12 protein-coding genes are annotated in these 17,379 nt (G+C 70.4%); 5 read left to right on the top strand and 7 right to left on the bottom strand.

Features of this window, described 5'->3' with window-relative positions; translation table 11 throughout:
* Positions 1 to 13: 13 nt before the first annotated feature.
* Both ABQJ56_RS00885 and ABQJ56_RS00880 read right to left on the bottom strand, forming a co-directional pair.
* Positions 14 to 628: a DUF4865 family protein gene (locus ABQJ56_RS00885; RefSeq protein ID WP_367843100.1), complete on the bottom strand. Its 615-nt coding sequence runs from the start codon at positions 626 to 628 to the stop codon at positions 14 to 16.
* Entirely contained in the window at positions 625 to 951 is a 327-nt protein-coding gene (locus tag ABQJ56_RS00880; RefSeq protein ID WP_367843330.1) for a carboxymuconolactone decarboxylase family protein, read from the bottom strand. The genes ABQJ56_RS00885 and ABQJ56_RS00880 overlap by 4 nt, the downstream gene beginning before the upstream one ends.
* 101 nt (positions 952 to 1,052) lie before the next feature.
* On the opposite strand from ABQJ56_RS00880, the gene ABQJ56_RS00875 reads away from it, so the two are divergent.
* A complete protein-coding gene (locus ABQJ56_RS00875; protein ID WP_367843329.1) occupies positions 1,053 to 1,937 on the top strand; it encodes a LysR substrate-binding domain-containing protein in 885 nt (294 codons plus the stop codon).
* 526 nt (positions 1,938 to 2,463) lie between these two features.
* Positions 2,464 to 3,663 (top strand): glycoside hydrolase family 27 protein, encoded by a 1,200-nt coding sequence (locus ABQJ56_RS00870; RefSeq protein WP_367843099.1) that lies wholly within the window; start codon positions 2,464 to 2,466, stop codon positions 3,661 to 3,663.
* Between the two features lie 138 nt (positions 3,664 to 3,801).
* Here ABQJ56_RS00870 and ABQJ56_RS00865 read toward each other — a convergent pair whose 3' ends face one another.
* Complete coding sequence (locus ABQJ56_RS00865) at positions 3,802 to 4,590, bottom strand: glutaminyl-peptide cyclotransferase (protein WP_367843098.1); 789 nt, start codon at positions 4,588 to 4,590, stop codon at positions 3,802 to 3,804.
* 98 nt (positions 4,591 to 4,688) lie between these two features.
* Between ABQJ56_RS00865 and ABQJ56_RS00860 the strand changes: the two genes are divergently transcribed.
* Both ABQJ56_RS00860 and ABQJ56_RS00855 read left to right on the top strand, forming a co-directional pair.
* Positions 4,689 to 6,527 (top strand): monovalent cation:proton antiporter-2 (CPA2) family protein, encoded by a 1,839-nt coding sequence (locus ABQJ56_RS00860; protein ID WP_367843097.1) that lies wholly within the window; start codon positions 4,689 to 4,691, stop codon positions 6,525 to 6,527.
* An 81-nt stretch (positions 6,528 to 6,608) separates the two neighbouring features.
* Positions 6,609 to 7,706 carry a glycosyltransferase family 9 protein gene (locus ABQJ56_RS00855; protein ID WP_367843096.1) on the top strand — a complete coding sequence of 366 codons (1,098 nt, stop codon included), beginning with the start codon at positions 6,609 to 6,611 and terminating at the stop codon, positions 7,704 to 7,706.
* A gap of 14 nt (positions 7,707 to 7,720) precedes the next feature.
* Here the strand turns inward: ABQJ56_RS00855 and ABQJ56_RS00850 are convergent, their stop codons facing one another.
* Both ABQJ56_RS00850 and ABQJ56_RS00845 read right to left on the bottom strand, forming a co-directional pair.
* On the bottom strand, positions 7,721 to 11,203 hold the full coding sequence (locus ABQJ56_RS00850) for an ankyrin repeat domain-containing protein (RefSeq protein WP_367843095.1): 3,483 nt from the start codon (positions 11,201 to 11,203) through the stop codon (positions 7,721 to 7,723).
* Positions 11,204 to 11,291: 88 nt separating this feature from the next.
* Positions 11,292 to 11,585, bottom strand: coding sequence for a YcgL domain-containing protein (locus ABQJ56_RS00845; protein ID WP_367843094.1), 294 nt, complete (start codon positions 11,583 to 11,585; stop codon positions 11,292 to 11,294).
* Positions 11,586 to 11,777: 192 nt separating this feature from the next.
* Between ABQJ56_RS00845 and ABQJ56_RS00840 the strand changes: the two genes are divergently transcribed.
* Complete coding sequence (locus ABQJ56_RS00840; protein ID WP_367843093.1) at positions 11,778 to 13,280, top strand: OmpP1/FadL family transporter; 1,503 nt, start codon at positions 11,778 to 11,780, stop codon at positions 13,278 to 13,280.
* 137 nt (positions 13,281 to 13,417) lie between these two features.
* Here ABQJ56_RS00840 and ABQJ56_RS00835 read toward each other — a convergent pair whose 3' ends face one another.
* Both ABQJ56_RS00835 and ABQJ56_RS00830 read right to left on the bottom strand, forming a co-directional pair.
* Positions 13,418 to 14,818, bottom strand: a complete 1,401-nt coding sequence (locus ABQJ56_RS00835; RefSeq protein WP_367843092.1) for a coniferyl aldehyde dehydrogenase — start codon at positions 14,816 to 14,818, stop codon at positions 13,418 to 13,420.
* Between the two features lie 75 nt (positions 14,819 to 14,893).
* Positions 14,894 to 17,356 carry a TonB-dependent receptor gene (locus tag ABQJ56_RS00830; RefSeq protein ID WP_367843091.1) on the bottom strand — a complete coding sequence of 821 codons (2,463 nt, stop codon included), beginning with the start codon at positions 17,354 to 17,356 and terminating at the stop codon, positions 14,894 to 14,896.
* Positions 17,357 to 17,379: the final 23 nt, after the last annotated feature.

Below are 17,379 nucleotides of genomic sequence, written 5' to 3'. Positions count from 1 at the left end.
AGCCGCGATGCCTTCATGGGAGCGCGGCGGCTACGGGGCGTCGCGGCTGAGGCCGTTCCTGCGGGGCCGCCGGGCAGGAGACATGGCCCACCCGATAGAGCTGGCAATGGGCGCCGGATGGCCCGGTGCGCAGTCCCGGCCACAGGCGGAAGCGCAGCAGGGTCCAGCCTGTCGGGTCGTATGCAGCGATCGCGGCCAGGGCGCCGGCCGCGCGATCCTGCCGCGCCACCATGGCCTCCACGTCGCGCAGCGTGGCCAGGTCGGCATGCGCGGGAATCGCGACGATTTCCCGGCTGGCGCAGGCGGCGCCACGCAGGTCGATGGCCAGTTCCGCCTGCCACGGCACCCACGTGCGCACCGCAGGGCGGCCGAAGTCGCGCGCCAGGGTGGCGAAGCCGCTGCCGCCGAGGAAGGCGTTCATGCCTGCGCTGTCGCGCCACAGGTAGAACGGCGCGTAGAGATTGTCGTGGCTGGGCAGTGCATCGTCGTCGCGTGCGGCGTGCAACCAGGCCTTGAACGCGAGGCCGGGGAAATCGTCGAGCAGGTGGCCCTTGTCCGCGATGCGGCGGCGGATGACCGCTATGTCGTAGTCGGCGGGCAGGGTGATGGCGTATTGCATCGCGATCATGGCGCGCGTTCCCCCTGCACCTGCCGCAGCACGTCGATGGCCGGGAACGCGCACGGCCAGCCGGCGTAGAACGCGAGGTGGGTGATCAGCTCGGCCAGTTCGACATCGGCGACGCCGTCGTCGCGAGCGCGCCGGAGGTGGAACGGCAGTTGCCCGGTGCGGTTCAGCGCCACCAGCGCCGCCACCGTGGCGATGCTGCGTTCGCGCGGGCCGAGTCCGGTGCGCGCCCAGACGTCGGCGAACAGCACGTCATCGGTGAGTTCGGCCAGCTTCGGGGCGATGTCGCCGATGCTGTCGCGGGCGTGATGCGGATCGTGGGCCATGCCGGCAGTCTCCGGGCGGGTTTGACGCCAGCCACGATAGCGATTCATGATGATCCTGAAAATCGGGAAAATCCGAATCAAGCATCCCGAAAACAAGGATGATGGCCGTGCCCCGCGTCAACTTCGACATCGACACCCTGCGCAGCTTCGCCACCGGCATCGAGCTGGGCAGTTTCGCGCAGGCGGCGGAACGGCTGAACCGCTCCACCTCGGCGGTGAGCGCGCAGTTGAAGAAGCTGGAGCAGCAGGCCGGCGCGCCGCTGTTGCGCAGGGCCGGCCGCGGCATGGCGCTCACCGAGGCGGGCGAAACGATGCTGGGCTACGCGCGGCGCCTGCTGGAGTTGAACGACGAGGCCGCCGCGGCGATCCGCGGCGCGGAGCTGGAAGGCCGTGTGCGGCTGGGCCTGCAGGAGGACTTCGGCGAAAGCCTGCTGCCCGCGGTGCTGGGCCGTTTCGCACGGGCGCATCCGCGGTTGCGCATCGAGGCGCGCATCGCACGCAACACGGAGCTGCTCGACGGCGTGAACAAGGGCCGGCTCGACCTGGCGCTGGCCTGGGAAGCCGGTGCGGGCAGCCCGCATGCGGAGCGCGTGGGGCGCTGGCCGATGCGCTGGATAGTCGCGGCCGATGCGCCGGCGTCGAAGCTGTACCGGCGTGGCGAACCCTTGCCGCTGGCGGTACTGGAGCCGCCCTGCCTGCTGCGCAGCGCCGCGATCGAGGCGCTGGATCGCGCCGGCATCGCCTGGCGCATCGCCTTCAGCAGCGCCAGCCTCGCCGGTACCTGGGCCGCGGTGAGCGCGGGGCTGGGCGTGAGCGTGCGCACGCCGCTGGGCCTGCCCGCCAGCGTGCGCGCGCCGGGTGCGAAGGAGGCCGGACTGCCCGCGCTGCCGATGCTGGGCCTGTCGCTGCATCGCGCCGAGGCGGAGCCCGCGCCGGCCGTGGCCCAGCTGGCGCGCATCATCGTGCGGACGCTCGCCATGCGCTGACGGCGGTCCCGCGTCTCATCGGTGGTCGCGCTTCGGCCTGGCCAGGCTGATCCGGCACGGCCTTGGCTGGCACTCGCCGAAGCGTGGATGCGAACGATCGGCGTGCTTTCGCCTGTTGGTCCGGCCCGCATGCGTTGCGTCCACCGGTCGTCCTGCGCGCAGCGGAGCGGAGTCGAAGGACGCCGAATGAAACCATTGGCGGACCGGATCAATGGGGCAGGCGTGGCCCGTTCTCCACAGGTATCCGGGCGGCTTCGGGTGGCACTTGCCGGGCCTGGGCCACGCGCCGCCGGCGCATGCGGGATGCTTCCGCACGACTCGGCAAAATATTGTATGTTTATATGATGATCGTTCGCGTCGCGTGCGGAGTGGCTCGTGGCGGAGCGGGTTCATTCGGCACGACCGCTGATCGATGACGGGCGGCTCAGTGGCCGTCCTGTCCGGGTCCGACAGTCCGGGCACGGCCACTCGTCGCAGGCATGTCTGCCGCAGCAGTTCGGAATTCCACCTCCCGGAGGATCTGTCCATGAAACGCGTGAACCTGCTCGTCGCGAAGATCGCCTTGCTGCCCGTGCTGCTCCTCGGGGTGTCGTTGCAAGCCTCCGCAGGCGCGCCGGAGCGGCTCGGCGCCGTGCCGCAGATGGGCTTCAACAACTGGAACTCCACCCATTGCCGCGATGAATTCAACGAGCAGATGATCCGCGGCATCGCGGACAAGATCGTCAGCCTGGGCCTGCGCGATGCCGGCTACCGCTATGTCAACGTCGACGATTGCTGGGCGAACTGGCAACGCGACAAGAACGGCAGGCTGCAGGCCAACCCCAGGCGCTTCCCCAGCGGGATGAAGGCGCTGGCCGACTACATCCATTCCCGCGGCCTGAAGTTCGGCGTCTATTCCAGCGCCGGCACCTCCACCTGCGAGCCGCTGCAAGAGAACCGCGGCTTCCCCGGCGGCCTCGGGCACGAGAAGCAGGATGCCGCGAGCTTCGCCGCGTGGGGTGTGGACTACCTCAAGTACGACAACTGCAACAACCGGAAGATTCCTGCCCTGCAGCGCTACACCGCGATGGCCAGCGCGCTGCGCGCGACCGGCCGGCCGATCTTCTTCAGCGTGTGCGAATGGGGCGAGAACAAGCCGTGGCTGTGGGCGGGCAAGCCGCCGGTGGACGCCCAGTCCTGGCGCACTACCGGCGACATCAGCGACAACTATATGTCGATGCTGAAGGTCTTCAGGCAGAACGTGCTGCTCGATCGCTACGCAAGCCCGGGGCACTGGAACGACCCGGACATGCTCGAGGTCGGCAATGGCGGCATGACCGATGTCGAATACCGCAGCCACTTCAGCCTGTGGGCCATCATGGCGTCGCCCCTGCTGATCGGCACCGACCTGCGCACGATCAAGCCGGCGGCGTTGAAGATACTGCTCAACAGGGAAGTCATCGCCGTCGACCAGGACCCGCTCGGCGTGCAGGGGCACCAGGTGCGCGACGCCAACGGCATCCACGTCATCGTCAAGCCGCTCGAGGACGGCAGCCGCGCCGTGGTCGTGTTCAACGAAACCGGCGGCGCCCAGGATGTCCACGTGGCGCCGGCCGAGATCGGCCTGAGACCGGGTCGCTACAGCCTGCGTGACCTGTGGCTGCACGGCGATCGCGACGGCGACGGCAGCATCTCGGTCAAGTTGCAGCCGCACGCCAGCGCGATGTACCGCATCCGCGCCGCGTGAACCCGACGGCAAGGCGCGTCGCGTGGCGTTGCAGCAGCGCATGCCGCGAGCGGGCGGGCCGGAGAAAGCCTGCCCCGCGTTGCGGACTTTCCCGGGCGAGTGCCGCCGCCGGTTCGCGGCCCGGGCAGCGCCGTGGCGTCAACGTGTGCGCTTCGGCCCGGTCAGCCTGATCTCGTAGAGCTTCGGCCAGCACTTGCCGGTGACGAACAGGCGGTCCTGCTGCGCGTCGTACGCAATACCGTTGAGCACATCGTTGACGGGATCGGCCAGCGTGTCGGCGGGCGGCACGAGGCCGGCGAGGTCGATCCAGCCCACCACCTTGCCGCTGGCCGGGTCGATGCGCGCGATGCGCGTGGTGAGCCACACGTTGGCCCAGATCTGGCCCTTCACCCATTCCAGCTCGTTGATGTTCGCGAGCGGCTGGCCGTCGGCGGTCACGTCGATCCGGCCGGTCTGCTTCAGCGTGGCGGGATCGAGGATGCGGATGGTCGGCGTGCCGTCGCTCATGTAGAGCTGCTTGCCGTCGCTGGCGAGCGCCCAGCCTTCGCCCTCGTAGGGGAAGCGCGCCTGCGGCTTCAGCGTGGCGAGGTCGTAGATGAAGCCCTCGTGGTTGCGCCAGCTGAGCTGGATCAGCGTGTCCTTCCACACCGCGATGCCCTCGCCGTAGTCCGGCCAGGGCGTGGGCGACTGCTGCAGCACCTTGCCGGTGGCGAGCTCCACCTTGCGCACGCTGGAGCTGCCCACCTGGCCGGTGCTCTCGTAGAGATGGCCGTCCAGATACAGCAGGCCCTCGGTGTAGGCCTGCGGATCGTGCGGGTAGCTGTGCACCACACGGTAGCCGTAGACGGGAAGGCTGTCGTGCGCACGTGCGGGGACGGTGCAGCCCAGGGCGAATGCGGCGGTGGCGATGGCGGCGAGGACTTTCATGGTCGTGGATCATCCCACGCCACGGACTTGCGTGGCAGCACAGCCGGTGAATGCGGGCGCGTGGAATAATCGGTACTCGCGAACGGACCGGAGTGCACGTGGACAGCCATCATTTCCTGCAGGTTGCGGTGGTGTTCCTGCTGGCCACGGTGGTCGCGGTGCCGCTGACCAAGCGCTTCCGGCTGGGCTCGGTGCTGGGCTACCTGCTGGCCGGCATGGCGATCGGGCCGCAGGCGCTGCGCCTGGTGGGCGATACCGGGGGCGTGGCCGCGATCTCCGAGTTCGGCGTGGTGCTGATGCTGTTCGTGATCGGCCTCGAACTGTCGCCACAGCGCCTGTGGGTGATGCGCCGCTCGGTGTTCGGCACCGGCCTGCTGCAGGTGCTGGCCACCAGCGCGGTGATCGGCGTGACCGCGTGGTGGCTGCTGGGCTTCACGCCGGGTGCGGCGCTGATCGTGGGCGGCAGCCTGGCGCTGTCGTCCACCGCGTTCGGTCTGCAGATCCTCGGCGAGCGCAAGGAGGCCGGTACGGCCTACGGGCGGCAGGCGTTCGCGATCCTGCTGTTCCAGGACCTGGCGGCGATCCCGCTGATCGCCGCGGTGCCGCTGCTGACCAGCAGCACGGCCAGCCATGGTTTCGACCTGATGGGTGCGCTGCGCACGGTGGGCGTGATCGTGGCCGTGGTGGTGGGCGGTCGCTACCTGTTGCGGCCGGTGTTCCGCTTCGTGGCGAAGGCCGACGCGGTGGAGGTGTCCACCGCCACCGCGCTGCTGGTGGTGATGGGGGTGGCGCTGCTGATGGAAGTGGCCGGCGTGTCGGTGACGCTGGGCGCCTTCCTCGCCGGCGTGCTGCTCGCCGATTCGGAATACCGCCACGAGCTGGAATCCAACATCGAGCCGTTCAAGGGGCTGCTGCTGGGGCTGTTCTTCATCAGCGTGGGCATGTCGATGGACATCTCGCTGTTGCTGCGTGCGCCCCTGCTGGTGCTGGGGCTGGTGGCCGCGCTGCTGCTGCTGAAGGGCGCGCTGCTGTGGCCGCTGGGGCGCATCGTGGGCGGCCTGGAGCGCGGCGACGCGCTGCGCCTCGCCGTGCTGCTGGCCTGCGGCGGCGAGTTCGCCTTCGTGGTGCTCAAGCTCGCCGGCGAGCAGGGCCTGCTCAGCGCGCGCCAGCACAACCTGCTGGTGCTGGCGATCACCCTGTCGATGGCGTTGACGCCGTTGCTGGTGGCGGGGCTGGCGAAGCTGCTGGGCGCGCACAAGGTGCGCAAGCCGGCGCGCGACTTCGACACCATCGTGGCGCACTCGCCGCGGGTGATCCTGGCCGGCTACGGCCGCATGGGGCAGATCGTGGCGCGCATCCTGCGCGCGGAAGGCATCCCGTTCGTGGCGCTGGACCACTCGGTCGAGCAGATGGACCTGGTACGCCGCTTCGGTCGCTGGAACGACATCTTCTACGGCGACCCCGCGCGGCCCGAACTGCTGCGTGCGGCGCAGGCGGACAAGGCCGAGGTGTTCGTGCTGGCCAGCGATGACCCCGAATCCAGCCTGCACGTGGCGCGCGTGGTGCGGCGCATGTATCCGCACCTGAAGATCGTGGCGCGCGCGCGCAACCGCCAGCACGTGTGGCGGCTGATGGACCTCGGCGTGGACGAGCCGATCCGCGAGACGCTGTACTCCAGCCTCAAGATGACCAAGCAGGCGCTGATTGCATTGGGCCTGACGCCCGAACGTGCGATGGACCGGGTGGAACGCTTCCGCCGCCAGGACGCCGAGCTGATCAAGGCGCAATACCTGGTCTACGACGACGAGGCCAAGCTGGTGCAGACCACGAAGGAAGCGCTGGCCGAGCTGGACAAGCTGTTCGAGGCCGACGCCGAGCCGCAGGCGCAGGCGGCACGCGAGCGCAATCCGGACACGCCGCTGACCAGCGCGGACTGATCCGTCCGATCGTGCCTGGTCGCCGGGCCCGGCGAGGACCGGGGCGTTCCTCCGGCCGCAACTTCCTGCCGTCAACGGTGCATGGCATGCAGCGTTGCGCTGGATATGCCCCATGCGCCGCATCCGCTCGTCATCCGCTTCGGCAACCTCGGCGACACCGTGCTGCTGCAGCCGCTGCTGCACAAGCTGCGGCAGCGCTACGGCGAGCCGTGCGACCTGCTCGCGACCGGGACGTGGCCGGCGGAGCTGTACGCCGGGCAGCCCGAGGTGGCCGAGGTGCTCGCCTTGCGGGCGCCGCGCCGGCCGCTGCTGCTCAGCCGCGAACGCTGGCGCGCGATCGGCTGGCTGCGCGAACGGCGCGAGGCGCCGGTCTACGTGTGCGAGCCGTGCCCGCATGCGCTGCTGCGGATCCGGCGCATGCTCGCCCTGGCGGGCGTGCCGGCGGCACAGCGGACGTATCTGGCCGACCTGCCGATCCGGGAGCACGAGCACTGGGTCGACCACCTGCTGCGTTTCGGCGACTGCACGCCGTCCGTGTTCCGTGGCCGCTGCGATGCGCTGACGGTCGATCCCGGTGCCGCGCCGCAACTGCAGGTCGATGCGGCGGCGCGGTCGGACTGTGAGCGCTGGCTGCACGCGCACGGCCTGCATGGCCGCCCGCTGGTGCTGCTGCAGCCGGCCGGCAAGCACACCAAGCGCTGGAGCGGGCTGCGCGCGATCAGGAATGACGACAAGGCGTGGCCGGTGCAGTGCTGGGCGGCGCTGGCCTGGACGATCCTGGAGACGCTGCCCTCGGCGCGCGTGCTGCTGTGCGGCAGTCCGCAGGAGGCCGGCTATCTGGACGGCATCCGCGCCATCGCGGCCAGCGAAGCCGTGCTGTCGCTCGCCGACGAGCTGCCGCTGGCGCGCCTCAAGGCCTTGCTGGGCTGCGCGCACAGCATGATCTCGGTGGACACGGGGCCGGCGCATCTTGCTGCCGCGGAGGGCTGCCCGCTGGTGGTGATGTCCGGTGGCGCGTCGCCCGCGCAGCGTGCACCGCGCGCCGCACCGGGCGGCGTGGTGAGGGTGCTGGGCGGCGCACCGCACGGCAAGCGGGTGGATGCGCTCAGCGTGGAGCAGGTCGCCGGTGCCTGGCGCGGCCTGCCGCCGCGCCAGGCGCGCTGGCGGGCGGTGGCCTGACGCCGGTCAGGCCGTCACTCCGCCGGCTGGGCCGGCTGGCGCAGGGTCTGCCGCACGCTGGGGATCGCGCTGGCGCGCACCGCGAATTCGTGGGCGATGTCCACGTAGCCGAGCTGGCGCGCCACGTCGGCCGCGGTGCGGCCGAACGCGTCGGCGGCGGCACGGTCGGCGCCGCGCGACAGCAGCACGCGGGCCGGCGGCAGCAGCGCGTGCATCGCGCAGGCATGCAGCGCGGTGACGCCGCGCTGGTCGGCATGCGCCACGTCGGCGCCGGCTTCCAGCAGCACCGGCACCAGCGCGCCGAGATGGGTGGCGTCGCAGTCGCCGCCGGGGCGCAGCTGGGCGCCGAGCAGCAGCAGCAGCGCGGTCTTGCCCTCGCCGTCGGCGTGGTTGACGTTGGCGCCGTGCCTGAGCAGCGCGTCGAGCAGGCGCCGCGCACGCAGGCTGTCGTTGTGCTCGAAGCCGTATTGCGCGGCGGCATGCAGTGCGCTGTGGCCGCGCGCATCGACGGCGTTGACGTCGGCGCCCGCGACGAGCAGCGCTTCGGCCAGTTCGGGGCGGCCCATCGCGGCGGCCACCATCAGCGCGGTGCTCTGGTTCGGCAGGCGCTGGTCGACGTCGGCCTTGCGTTCCAGCAGCAGCGCCACCGTGCTTTCGCGGCCGCCGGCGACGGCGGCGGCCAGCGGGGTGATGCCGTTCGCCGCGGCCAGCGCGCCATCGGCGCCGGCATCGAGCAGGCAGGCGGCGATCTCGCGATGGCCCGCGCCGCAGGCATGCAGCAGCGCGCTGGCGCCATGCGCATCGACGGTGTCCACCGCGAAGCCCAGTTCCAGCAGGCGCTGCACCGCGACCAGCGCGCCGGCCTGCGCCGCGGCGGGCAGGTCGTCGGCACGCAGCGGGCGATGCGGTCGCGGCCACGCGCCCCAGTCCAGCCAGCGTTCGATGGCGGGATGTTCCAGCGCCAGGCCCAGCGGTGTTTCGCCGTTGGCATCGGCGGCTTCGGCATCGGCGCCATGGGCGATCAGCGCGCGCACCATCGGCAGCGCGGCTTCGCCATGTTCCAGCGCGGCGAACAGCGGCGTGCGACCGTCGCGGTCACGGCCATTCGGGTTGCAGCCGCGCGCCAGCAGGGCCTGCAGCAGTTCGGCGTGACCGTTCACCGCGGCCAGTTGCAGCGGCGTGCGCTCGCGCGCATCGGGGCCGAACGGATCGGCGCCGCGCTCGAGCAGGGCCAGCGGCAGCGCGGCACCCTGCGCCGAACCGCCGAGGCGCTGCAGCGCCTGGGCGAGCAGGCCGGCGCCGGCCGGCGTGGTGCCGGCCTCCAGCAGGTCCTCCACCGCCTCGGTGGCGGCCGGCAGCTGCAGCAGCAGCGCGTCGAACAGGCGGCGACCCAGCGGCGGCAGCGTGGCGCGCTCATCGGGGCCGACGACGGTTTCGTCGCCATGCTCGTCGTCGGGCTGCTGCGCGGCGAGGCGCGCCTCGGGATCGAGGCCGTGGTCCAGCAGCCAGCGCCGTGCCTGGCTCTGCCCGGGCTGGGCGAGTTCGAGGTAGAGCTGGGCCAGTTGCGCCTGCGGCCAGTCGCGCACGCGCGCCGCGAAGCCGGAGACGATCGCCCAGTGGCCGAAGCGCAACGCGTCGAGCAGGTGCGCCGGGGTGTCGGCGCCGGAGGCGATCGCCGCGTCGCCGAGGCTGGCCGGCAGCGGGGTTTCCGGGTCGAGCAGGGCGACCAGATCCCAGCGGCCGGCGGCGGCGGCGTGGTCGAGCGCGCTGCGGCCGTCGCTGCCGGGCGCCTTCGGCTCGGCGCCCAGCGCAAGCAGGGCACGCACGGTGTCGGTGTGCGCGCGCGGCGACTGGCAGGCCAGGGTGAGCGCATCGCGGCCGTGGTTGTCGCGGGCGCGCGCGTCGGGCTGCGCCTCGGCCAGCCGCTGCACGATGCCCACCGCGCCGGCGCGCGCGGCTTCCATCAGCGCGGTGCTGCCGTGGCGGTCGGCCAGCGTGACGTCGGCGCCGGCGGCGCACAGCACGCGGGCAATTTGTTCGTGGCCTTCGGCGGCGGCGGCGATCAGCGCGCCACGGCGGCGCGCGTCCACCGCGTTCACCGCGGCGCGGTGCTTGAGCAGCAGCTTCACGCCGGCGGGATCGTCGTCGGCGATGCCGGCGGCGGCGACCAGGGCCGGCTCGCCATTGGCCGGCGCGGGCTTGGCGCCGCGCTCCAGCAGGAACTTCGCCAGCGGCCAGTTCGCGGCGCGGCAGGCCACCGCCAGCGGGCTGGCGCCGGCCTGGTCCAGCGCGTTGATCGGTGCGCCGGCGTCCAGCAGCATCGCCGCCACCATCGGTTCCTCGCTGAGCACGGCGCCATGCAGGGCGGTGCGGCCTTCGGTGTCGGCGGCGAGCGGGTTGGCGCCGTTGGCGAGCAGGGTCATCACCGCTTCGGCGCGGCCATGCAGGCTGTCGCGGGTGGCGGCGAGCAGCGGGGTGAGCCCGCCGCTGGCGCGGTTGACGTCGGCGCCCTTGGCGATCAACGCGCGCAGCAGGCGGGTGTCCGGCAGCAGCGCGGCGAGCATCAGCACCGGGCGCTGGTCGCGGTCGCCGGCGGACGGCGCGGTGGCCGGGTCGGCGCCGGCCTCGACCAGGGCCAGCGCGCGTTCGATGTCGCCGTCGCGGGTGGCGGCGAGCAGGGCGGCGGCCTGCTCGGGCGTGCCGGCGGTGCGCTCCTGTTCGCTCAGCGGTGCGGCGGCGGGTGGCGCGGCAGGCCTGGCGCCCGCTGCTGCATCGGCATGTCCGGAGCGCCGGCGATGGCGGTCGTGCTGCGCGCACAGCAGGGTGCGCAACGTACGGTTGGCCACGACCAGGCAACCCAGCGGCAGCAGCAGCACGCCGTACAACGCCAGCGCGGCGATGCGGATTTCCGATGGCAGCATGCCGTATAGCCCGCTCAGCGCGATCGCGCCCCAGGTCAGCACCAGCAGGGCCAGTGCGGCTGGCAGGAAGTGGCTGAAGAAGCGTTCCTCGCGCGCCAGGTGGCGCCCGAACATCAGGCTGCGCAGGGTGGCGGTGAAGATCCACGAGCCGTCGTGCCGCGCCGGATAGGCGTCGTCCCACACGAACACCAGGCCGAACGCGGGCCACGGCCGCCACAGCACGGCCAGCGCCAGCACCAGGGTGGCGACCAGGGCCAGCATGGCGGCGAGGCTGCGCGACTGGCTCAGTGCCAGCATCGGCCACGCCACCAGCACGAACACGATCACCGCGTAGCCGGTGAACATCACCAGGTGCGCGGCACCCCGGCGCAGCACGGTGCGCGCGAAGCTGGGTTCGGGATCGAAGCCGGTCGCGTGGCAGACCGCGGCCATGGTCAGCGCGTTCGCCAGCAGCAGCGGGATCAGGGTCAGCGGGTGGGCGACCAGGCCGGCCAGCGCCACGGCGATCAATCCGGGAACGAACCAGGCAAGGGCCTGCAGGAACGGAGGGCGTCGGCGCGATTTGGTCTGGGTCATCGTCACAGTATAGGAATCGTGATGGACACAGACGGTAACCTCGCGTTAACGCGACGGCCAGCGAATCGCGCCGTGCGGCGCAACATGCTCAGTCTTGCGCGGCGTCGTGCAACGCTGCGCCGTAAGCGGGGTGGTTGGCGCCGGCCAGCGCGTGCTCCGGCGGCAGTTGCAGATGCCAGCCCCGTTCGCGCAGATGCGCCAGCACCTGCCTGGCATCCTCGCGCGGCAGGCGACGCCGTTCGTCCAGCTGCAGCTCCAGCGTGAAGCGCAGCACGCCCAGCATGCCGCGCAGCGGTTCGGGCAGCACGCCAAAGCCGTCGCGTTCGGCCAGCCACAGATAGGTGTCGGGTTTGCGGCGACTGGCGTAGACGAAGCACTGCATGGACGTTTCCTCGATGCGCGGGTGCGGGCCCGCCATTATCGTGGCGGATGCAACGGCGATTGTTGCGCCAGCACTTGCAACACCCGGGACGAGCGGGCACAGTGCCGCGAAAGCATGTTAAACGCCCGTATGAATTTCGTGTGGAACTCGTGCGGCGCGCGAACCGCCCATCCCGATACGCAGGAGCACGTGATGCACAAGTCTTTCCGCCCCCTCTCGAGCGCCTCCCGCCCGCTGGCGCTCGCTGCGCTCAGCGTGGCCGTCGCGGGTGCCCTGGTCGCGCCCGGCATGGCCCATGCCAGCGCCTTCCAGCTGAAGGAGAACAGCGCCCAGGGCCTGGGTCGCGCCTACGCGGGTTCCACCACGGCCGGCGGCGACGTGTCGGTGGTGGAAAACAACCCGGCGGCGATGAGTGACCTCGACGGCACCTTCGTGCAGGCCGACATCACCGCGGTCAACTTCAGCGCCAAGTTCAGCGGCAGCGCGCACGACGTGATGGGCAACCCGATCAGCGGCGGCAACGGCGGCGACGCCGGCACCACGCTGCCGGTGCCCGCGCTGGCCATCGCCACCAAGGTGAGCGACCGCGTGAACCTCGGCATCGCGTTCGACGTGCCGTTCGGTTTCCAGACCGAGTACGACCGCAACTGGATGGGCCGCTACGACGCGGTCAAGACCCTGCTGCGCTCGTACGACACCACGCTGTCGGCCTCGTTCAAGATCAACGACCAGTGGAGCATCGGCGCCAGCGCGATCGCCGAGCGCACCAATGCCGACCTGACCAACGCGATCAACTTCAATGGCGTGGGCCTGGGCATCCAGCAGGGCATCGGCGCGCAGACGGCTGCAGCCATCGCGCAGATCCAGGCGGCGGCCGCGGCCGGCCAGATTTCGGCGACCCAGGCGGCTGCGATGGCCCAGGCCGCAGCGGCGCAGGGCCAGGCTGCCGCGGCCGGCGTTGCTGCGCTGACCCCGCCGGGCTCGGATGGCTACGCCGAGGTCAAGGGCAACAACTGGGCCTGGGGCTGGCAGATCGGCACGTACTGGAAGCCGACCGCGAACGATCGCGTGGCGCTGAACTACCGCTCGCGCATCAGCCACGACATCGACGGCACGGCGAATTTCACCACCACGCCGGGCTACGACCTGCTGCTGGCCAATCCGGCGTTGTCCGGCAGCATCCCGCCGTTCCAGCACACCACCGGCAAGGCCCGCCTCACCAATCCGGCCGTCGCCAGCTTCAGCTACTGGCACCAGGAGCAGCAGTTCGGCATCGGCATGGACGTGGCCTGGACGCAGTGGAGCGTGATGCGCCAGCTCACGCTGAACTACGCGAACCCGGCGCAGCCGACCACCGTGCTGCCGTTCAACTGGCGCAACACCTGGTACGCCTCGGTGGGCGGCGAGTACTACGCCACCGACAAGCTGACCCTGCGCGCCGGCGTGGCGATCGACCAGGCGCCGATGTCGGCCGACAACCGCGACCCGCGCGTGCCCGACGGAGCACGCCACATGGCCACCTTCGGCATCGGCTACAAGGCGACCGAGAACTTCCAGATCAACGCCGCGTACGCGCACATCTTCGTCAGCCATGCGGGGATGAACGGCGCCACCAGCGCGACCGGCGACGTGCTGACCGGCAGCTTCGACGACTACGGCAACCTGCTGAGCCTGTCGGCGCAGTACAAGTTCTGACCGGTTCCGTCGAGGCCTCGCCAACGAACCTCCCCGCGCGAGCGGGGAGGTTTTTTCATGTCTGAAGAGTGCGGCCATGGACGGCCGCCCGTTTGATTCAAGCGATCAGGGATGATCGCAAAAATTCATGCCCACGATCAGCCGCGCTTGAGCAAGAGATCCAGCATGCGCCGGAAACGCGTGCGGTAGGGCGGGTTGAGCAGGCCGGCGCTGTTCCAGCGTGCCTGGCGGAACACCGGCTTGATGTGCGAGAAGGTGCGGAAGCCGGCCTCGCCGTGGTAGCCGCCCATGCCCGAGGCTCCCACGCCGCCGAACGGCAGTCCGTGCTGGGCAATGTGGTACAGCGTGTCGTTGACGGTGACCCCGCCGGCATGGGTGCGGGCGAGCACGCGGTCGATCAGCGACGGGTCCGTCTCGAACAGGTACAGCGCGAGCGGGTGCGCGCGCGTGTCCACGTAGGCGATCGCCTCGTCCAGCGTGTCGTAGGGCAGCAATGGCAGCAGCGGCCCGAAGATTTCTTCCTGCATCACCGTCATGTCGTCGCGCACGTTCGTGAGCAGCACGGGCGGCAGCAGGCGGCGCGAGGCGTCCGGCGCGGCGTCGCCCAGGGATTCGATCGAGGCGCCGGCGGCCTGCGCGTCATCGCGCAATGCAGACAATCGCGCGTAGTGGCGTTCGGTGGCGATGCTGGCGTATTGCGGATTGCGCGCCAGGTCGGGATACAGGCGAGCCACCGCTGCGCGCGCGGCGGCGACGAATTCCGCCATGCGCGCGCGCGGCAGCAGCACGTAGTCGGGCGCGATGCAGGTCTGCCCCGCGTTGACCAGCTTGCCGAACAGGATGCGCTCCGCCGCGTGCGGCATGCGCGCGCCGGGGCCGACGATCGCGGGTGACTTGCCGCCCAGCTCCAGCGTCACCGGGGTGAGGTTGGCGCTGGCCGCGCGCATCACGTGGTGGCCCACCGCGGTGGAGCCGGTGAACAGCAGGTGGTCGAACGGCAGCGCGGCGAAGGCCTGGCCCACCGCGGCGTCGCCGTTCACCACCGACACTTCGCCGGGTGCGAAATGCCGGCCGACCAGTTCGGCGAACAGGGCCGAGAAGCGCGGCGTGAACTCGCTCATCTTCAGCATCACGCGGTTGCCGGCGGCCAGGGCGTCCACCAGCGGCCCCACCGCGAGGTAGAGCGGGTAGTTCCACGGCACGATGATGCCGACCACGCCCAGCGGCTGCGGGTGCAGTTCGGTGCGTGCGGGCAGGAACAGCAGGTCGGCGAAGCGCCGCCTGGGCCGCATCCAGCGCCTGCCGTGGCGCAGCGCGTGGCGCAGCGCCGACAGGCTGGGGAAGATTTCCAGCAGCTCGGTTTCTTCCGCCGGGCGATTGCCGAAGTCGGCATGGATCGCGGCGGCGATGTCTTCGCGCCGCCCGTGCAGCATCGTCTCCAGCCTGCGCAGCCGCTGCGCGCGTACGTGCCATTCCGGCAGCGGGTCGCGCGCATGGGCGTCGCGCATGCGCTGCAGGATGGTGTCGAGATCGGACATGCGTGGAGAGCCTCTGGTTCCATCGTGCCGCCCGCATGCGCGGGTGGCACGACAATGGGGTTGTCCGGATCCTTCCTAGAGCTTCGCGTGCAGTTCCACGCCCCAGGTACGCGGCGGCATGATGTTGGCGTAGGGGGTGCCGAATACCTGTGCGGCGGTATTGTCCACGCCGTACACGTAGCGATGGTTGAACAGGTTGCTGGCGAACACGGCCACGCCCCAGCGGTCGTGCGCCGCGTCCCAGCCCAGCCGCACGTCCGTGCGGTTCTGCGCGGTGCCGACCGGGAAGCTGGGGCTTATCTGGCAGGTGCCCTGCGATTGCGACCCTGCGTTGCAACGCGTCTTCGAGCGGTAGCCGTAGGTCCAGTTGAAGCTCACGTCGCCGTTGGCCACGTCGTGCCAGGTGTAGCTGGCGTGGGCAGCGAAGGAATACTTCGGCACGCCGGTGGGCTGGCCGCTGACGTCGATGCCGTTCTGCACGGTGTTGAGGTAGGTCTGGTCGATATAGGCTGCATTGAAGCCGATCTGCAGCGCATCGATCGGCTGCCACTGCAGTTCCAGCTCCGCGCCGGTGGCCTGCTCGTTGCTGCTGCTGATGCCGTAGTGCGGGATGGTGGTGTCGGTGAACAGGATCAGGCTCTGCTGGTTGAGATACCGGTAGTGGTAGATCGACCCGTTGAGCAGCAGGTTCGCTTCCGGGAACAGCGTCTTGACGCCCGCCTCGTAGTTCCACACCGTCTCGGGCGCATAGGTCGAATTGAACTGCTGGAAGCCGAAGCCGCCGGCCTGGTAGCCCTTGGCCACCGAGACGTAGCCCATGACGTTCGGCGTGAACTTGTAGTCGAGCACGGCGCGGGGGCTGACGTCGGTCCAGCTGCGGTCGGCGTTCACCAGCACGCCCACCGGCGAGCCGGTGCCCTGGGTGAAGATGACGTTCTGGCCGAACGCAGCCAGCGCGTACTGCGCCTCGGGCGGCAGCATCGCGGTAATGCCGGCATTGTTCAGCGCCAACACGGTGGCATCGAACTGTGGCGCATCCCGTGGCGGGTTGTACCAGCTGAAACTCTTCTGGTCGTGGGTGAAACGCACGCCGGTGGTGAGGTTGAGCCGGTCGCTGAGGTGCCAGATCACGTCGCCATACACCGCCCATGACTTGTAGTTCTCGTCGTTCATGATGCGCTCGCGCCACATGTCGCCGAGCAGGGTGTAGGGCACGCCCATCGCGGCCAGTCCGTTGCTGATGTCGGTGAGCGGGGTGCCCACGCCCATCACGTTCTGCGCCAGGGTGTCGAGGCTGTCGGTGGTGACGCCGGCCTCGCTGGTCTGGCGTCCCTGCTCGCTGTACCAGCTGGTGCCGGCCACCCAGTCGATCAGGTCGGTGTTGCCGCTCAGCTTGAACTCCTGGTACCAGCTGTTGTTGTGCTCGTAGTTGCCGGTCTCGAGGTAGTCGACGGTGTGGTTGGTGCCGTCGTAGTCGCCCAGGTTCACCGTGTCGAAGTTGCGCCACGCGGTGGTGGAGGTGAGGCTGCCCCAGCCGAAGCTGTGGTCGATGGTGAGCGTGGAGCCGTCGAAGCGACGCTTCTCGATGGCGTTCACCGCATCGTTGTAAAGCGCTGCGTGCAACGGGTCGAGAAAGGTGGCCGGATCGGCCGGGAAAGGCGCGCGCTGGTTGGTGTCGCTCGACAGCGGGATCAGCCCGAACGCCGGATGCGGCGGCTGCTTGAGCTGTTCGTGATCCCACGACAGCAGCACGCGGGTATCGGGCGTGAGGTTCCAGCGGTACACCACGCGCGTACCCCAGTCGTCGTTGACGCCGTAGTGCTTGCCGGTGGCGGCATCCTGCACCCAGCCATCGCTCTGGTTGTCCATCACGCTGACGCGTACCGCCGCGTCCCGGCTGAGCGGGATGTTGACCAGCGCGTCGCCGTAACGCTCGCCGTAGTTGCCGAAACGCAGCTTGCCCTCGGCCTCGAAATGGTCGCTGGGTTCGTTGGTGACGACGGAAATGGCGCCACCCGCCGCGTTGCGGCCGAACAGGGTGCCTTGCGGACCCTTCAGCACTTCGATGCGCTTCATGTCGTTGAAGGCCAGCAGCGCGCCGCCGGTGCTGCCGGCGTAGACGCCGTCGATGTACACGCCTACCGGCTGGTCGACGCCGATGCCGAAATTGCCGGAGGACTGCACGCCGCGCAATTCGAAAGATGGCTGGGTGGGCTGGGTGGCGCCCACCACCAGGCCGGGCACGAAGATGTCCATCTTGCTGATGTCGGTGGCGGCCAGCGTGTCGACCTGCTTCGCGGTGACGATCTGCAGCGCGATCGGCACGTCCTGCACTTCCTGCGCGCGGCTCTGCGCGGTGACGGTGATCGCGCCGAGCTGCCGGGCCTTGGCGTCGTCGGGCCTGGATTTCGCGGGCGTGGTGTTCTGCGCGGGCGTGGCGTCCTGGTCGGCCAGCGCCGGCAAGGGGGCGCACAGCAGCAGGGCGGTGCCGCCGTACAGCATCTGGCGCACTACCGCGGACAGTGGTCGTTGGCGCATCGTCATACCCGTTCTCCCCAGGC

It is taken from the genome of Rhodanobacter geophilus, assembly GCF_040812275.1.
Lineage (GTDB): Bacteria > Pseudomonadota > Gammaproteobacteria > Xanthomonadales > Rhodanobacteraceae > Rhodanobacter_A > Rhodanobacter_A geophilus.
This window is presented reverse-complemented; position numbering and strand designations above follow the sequence as displayed.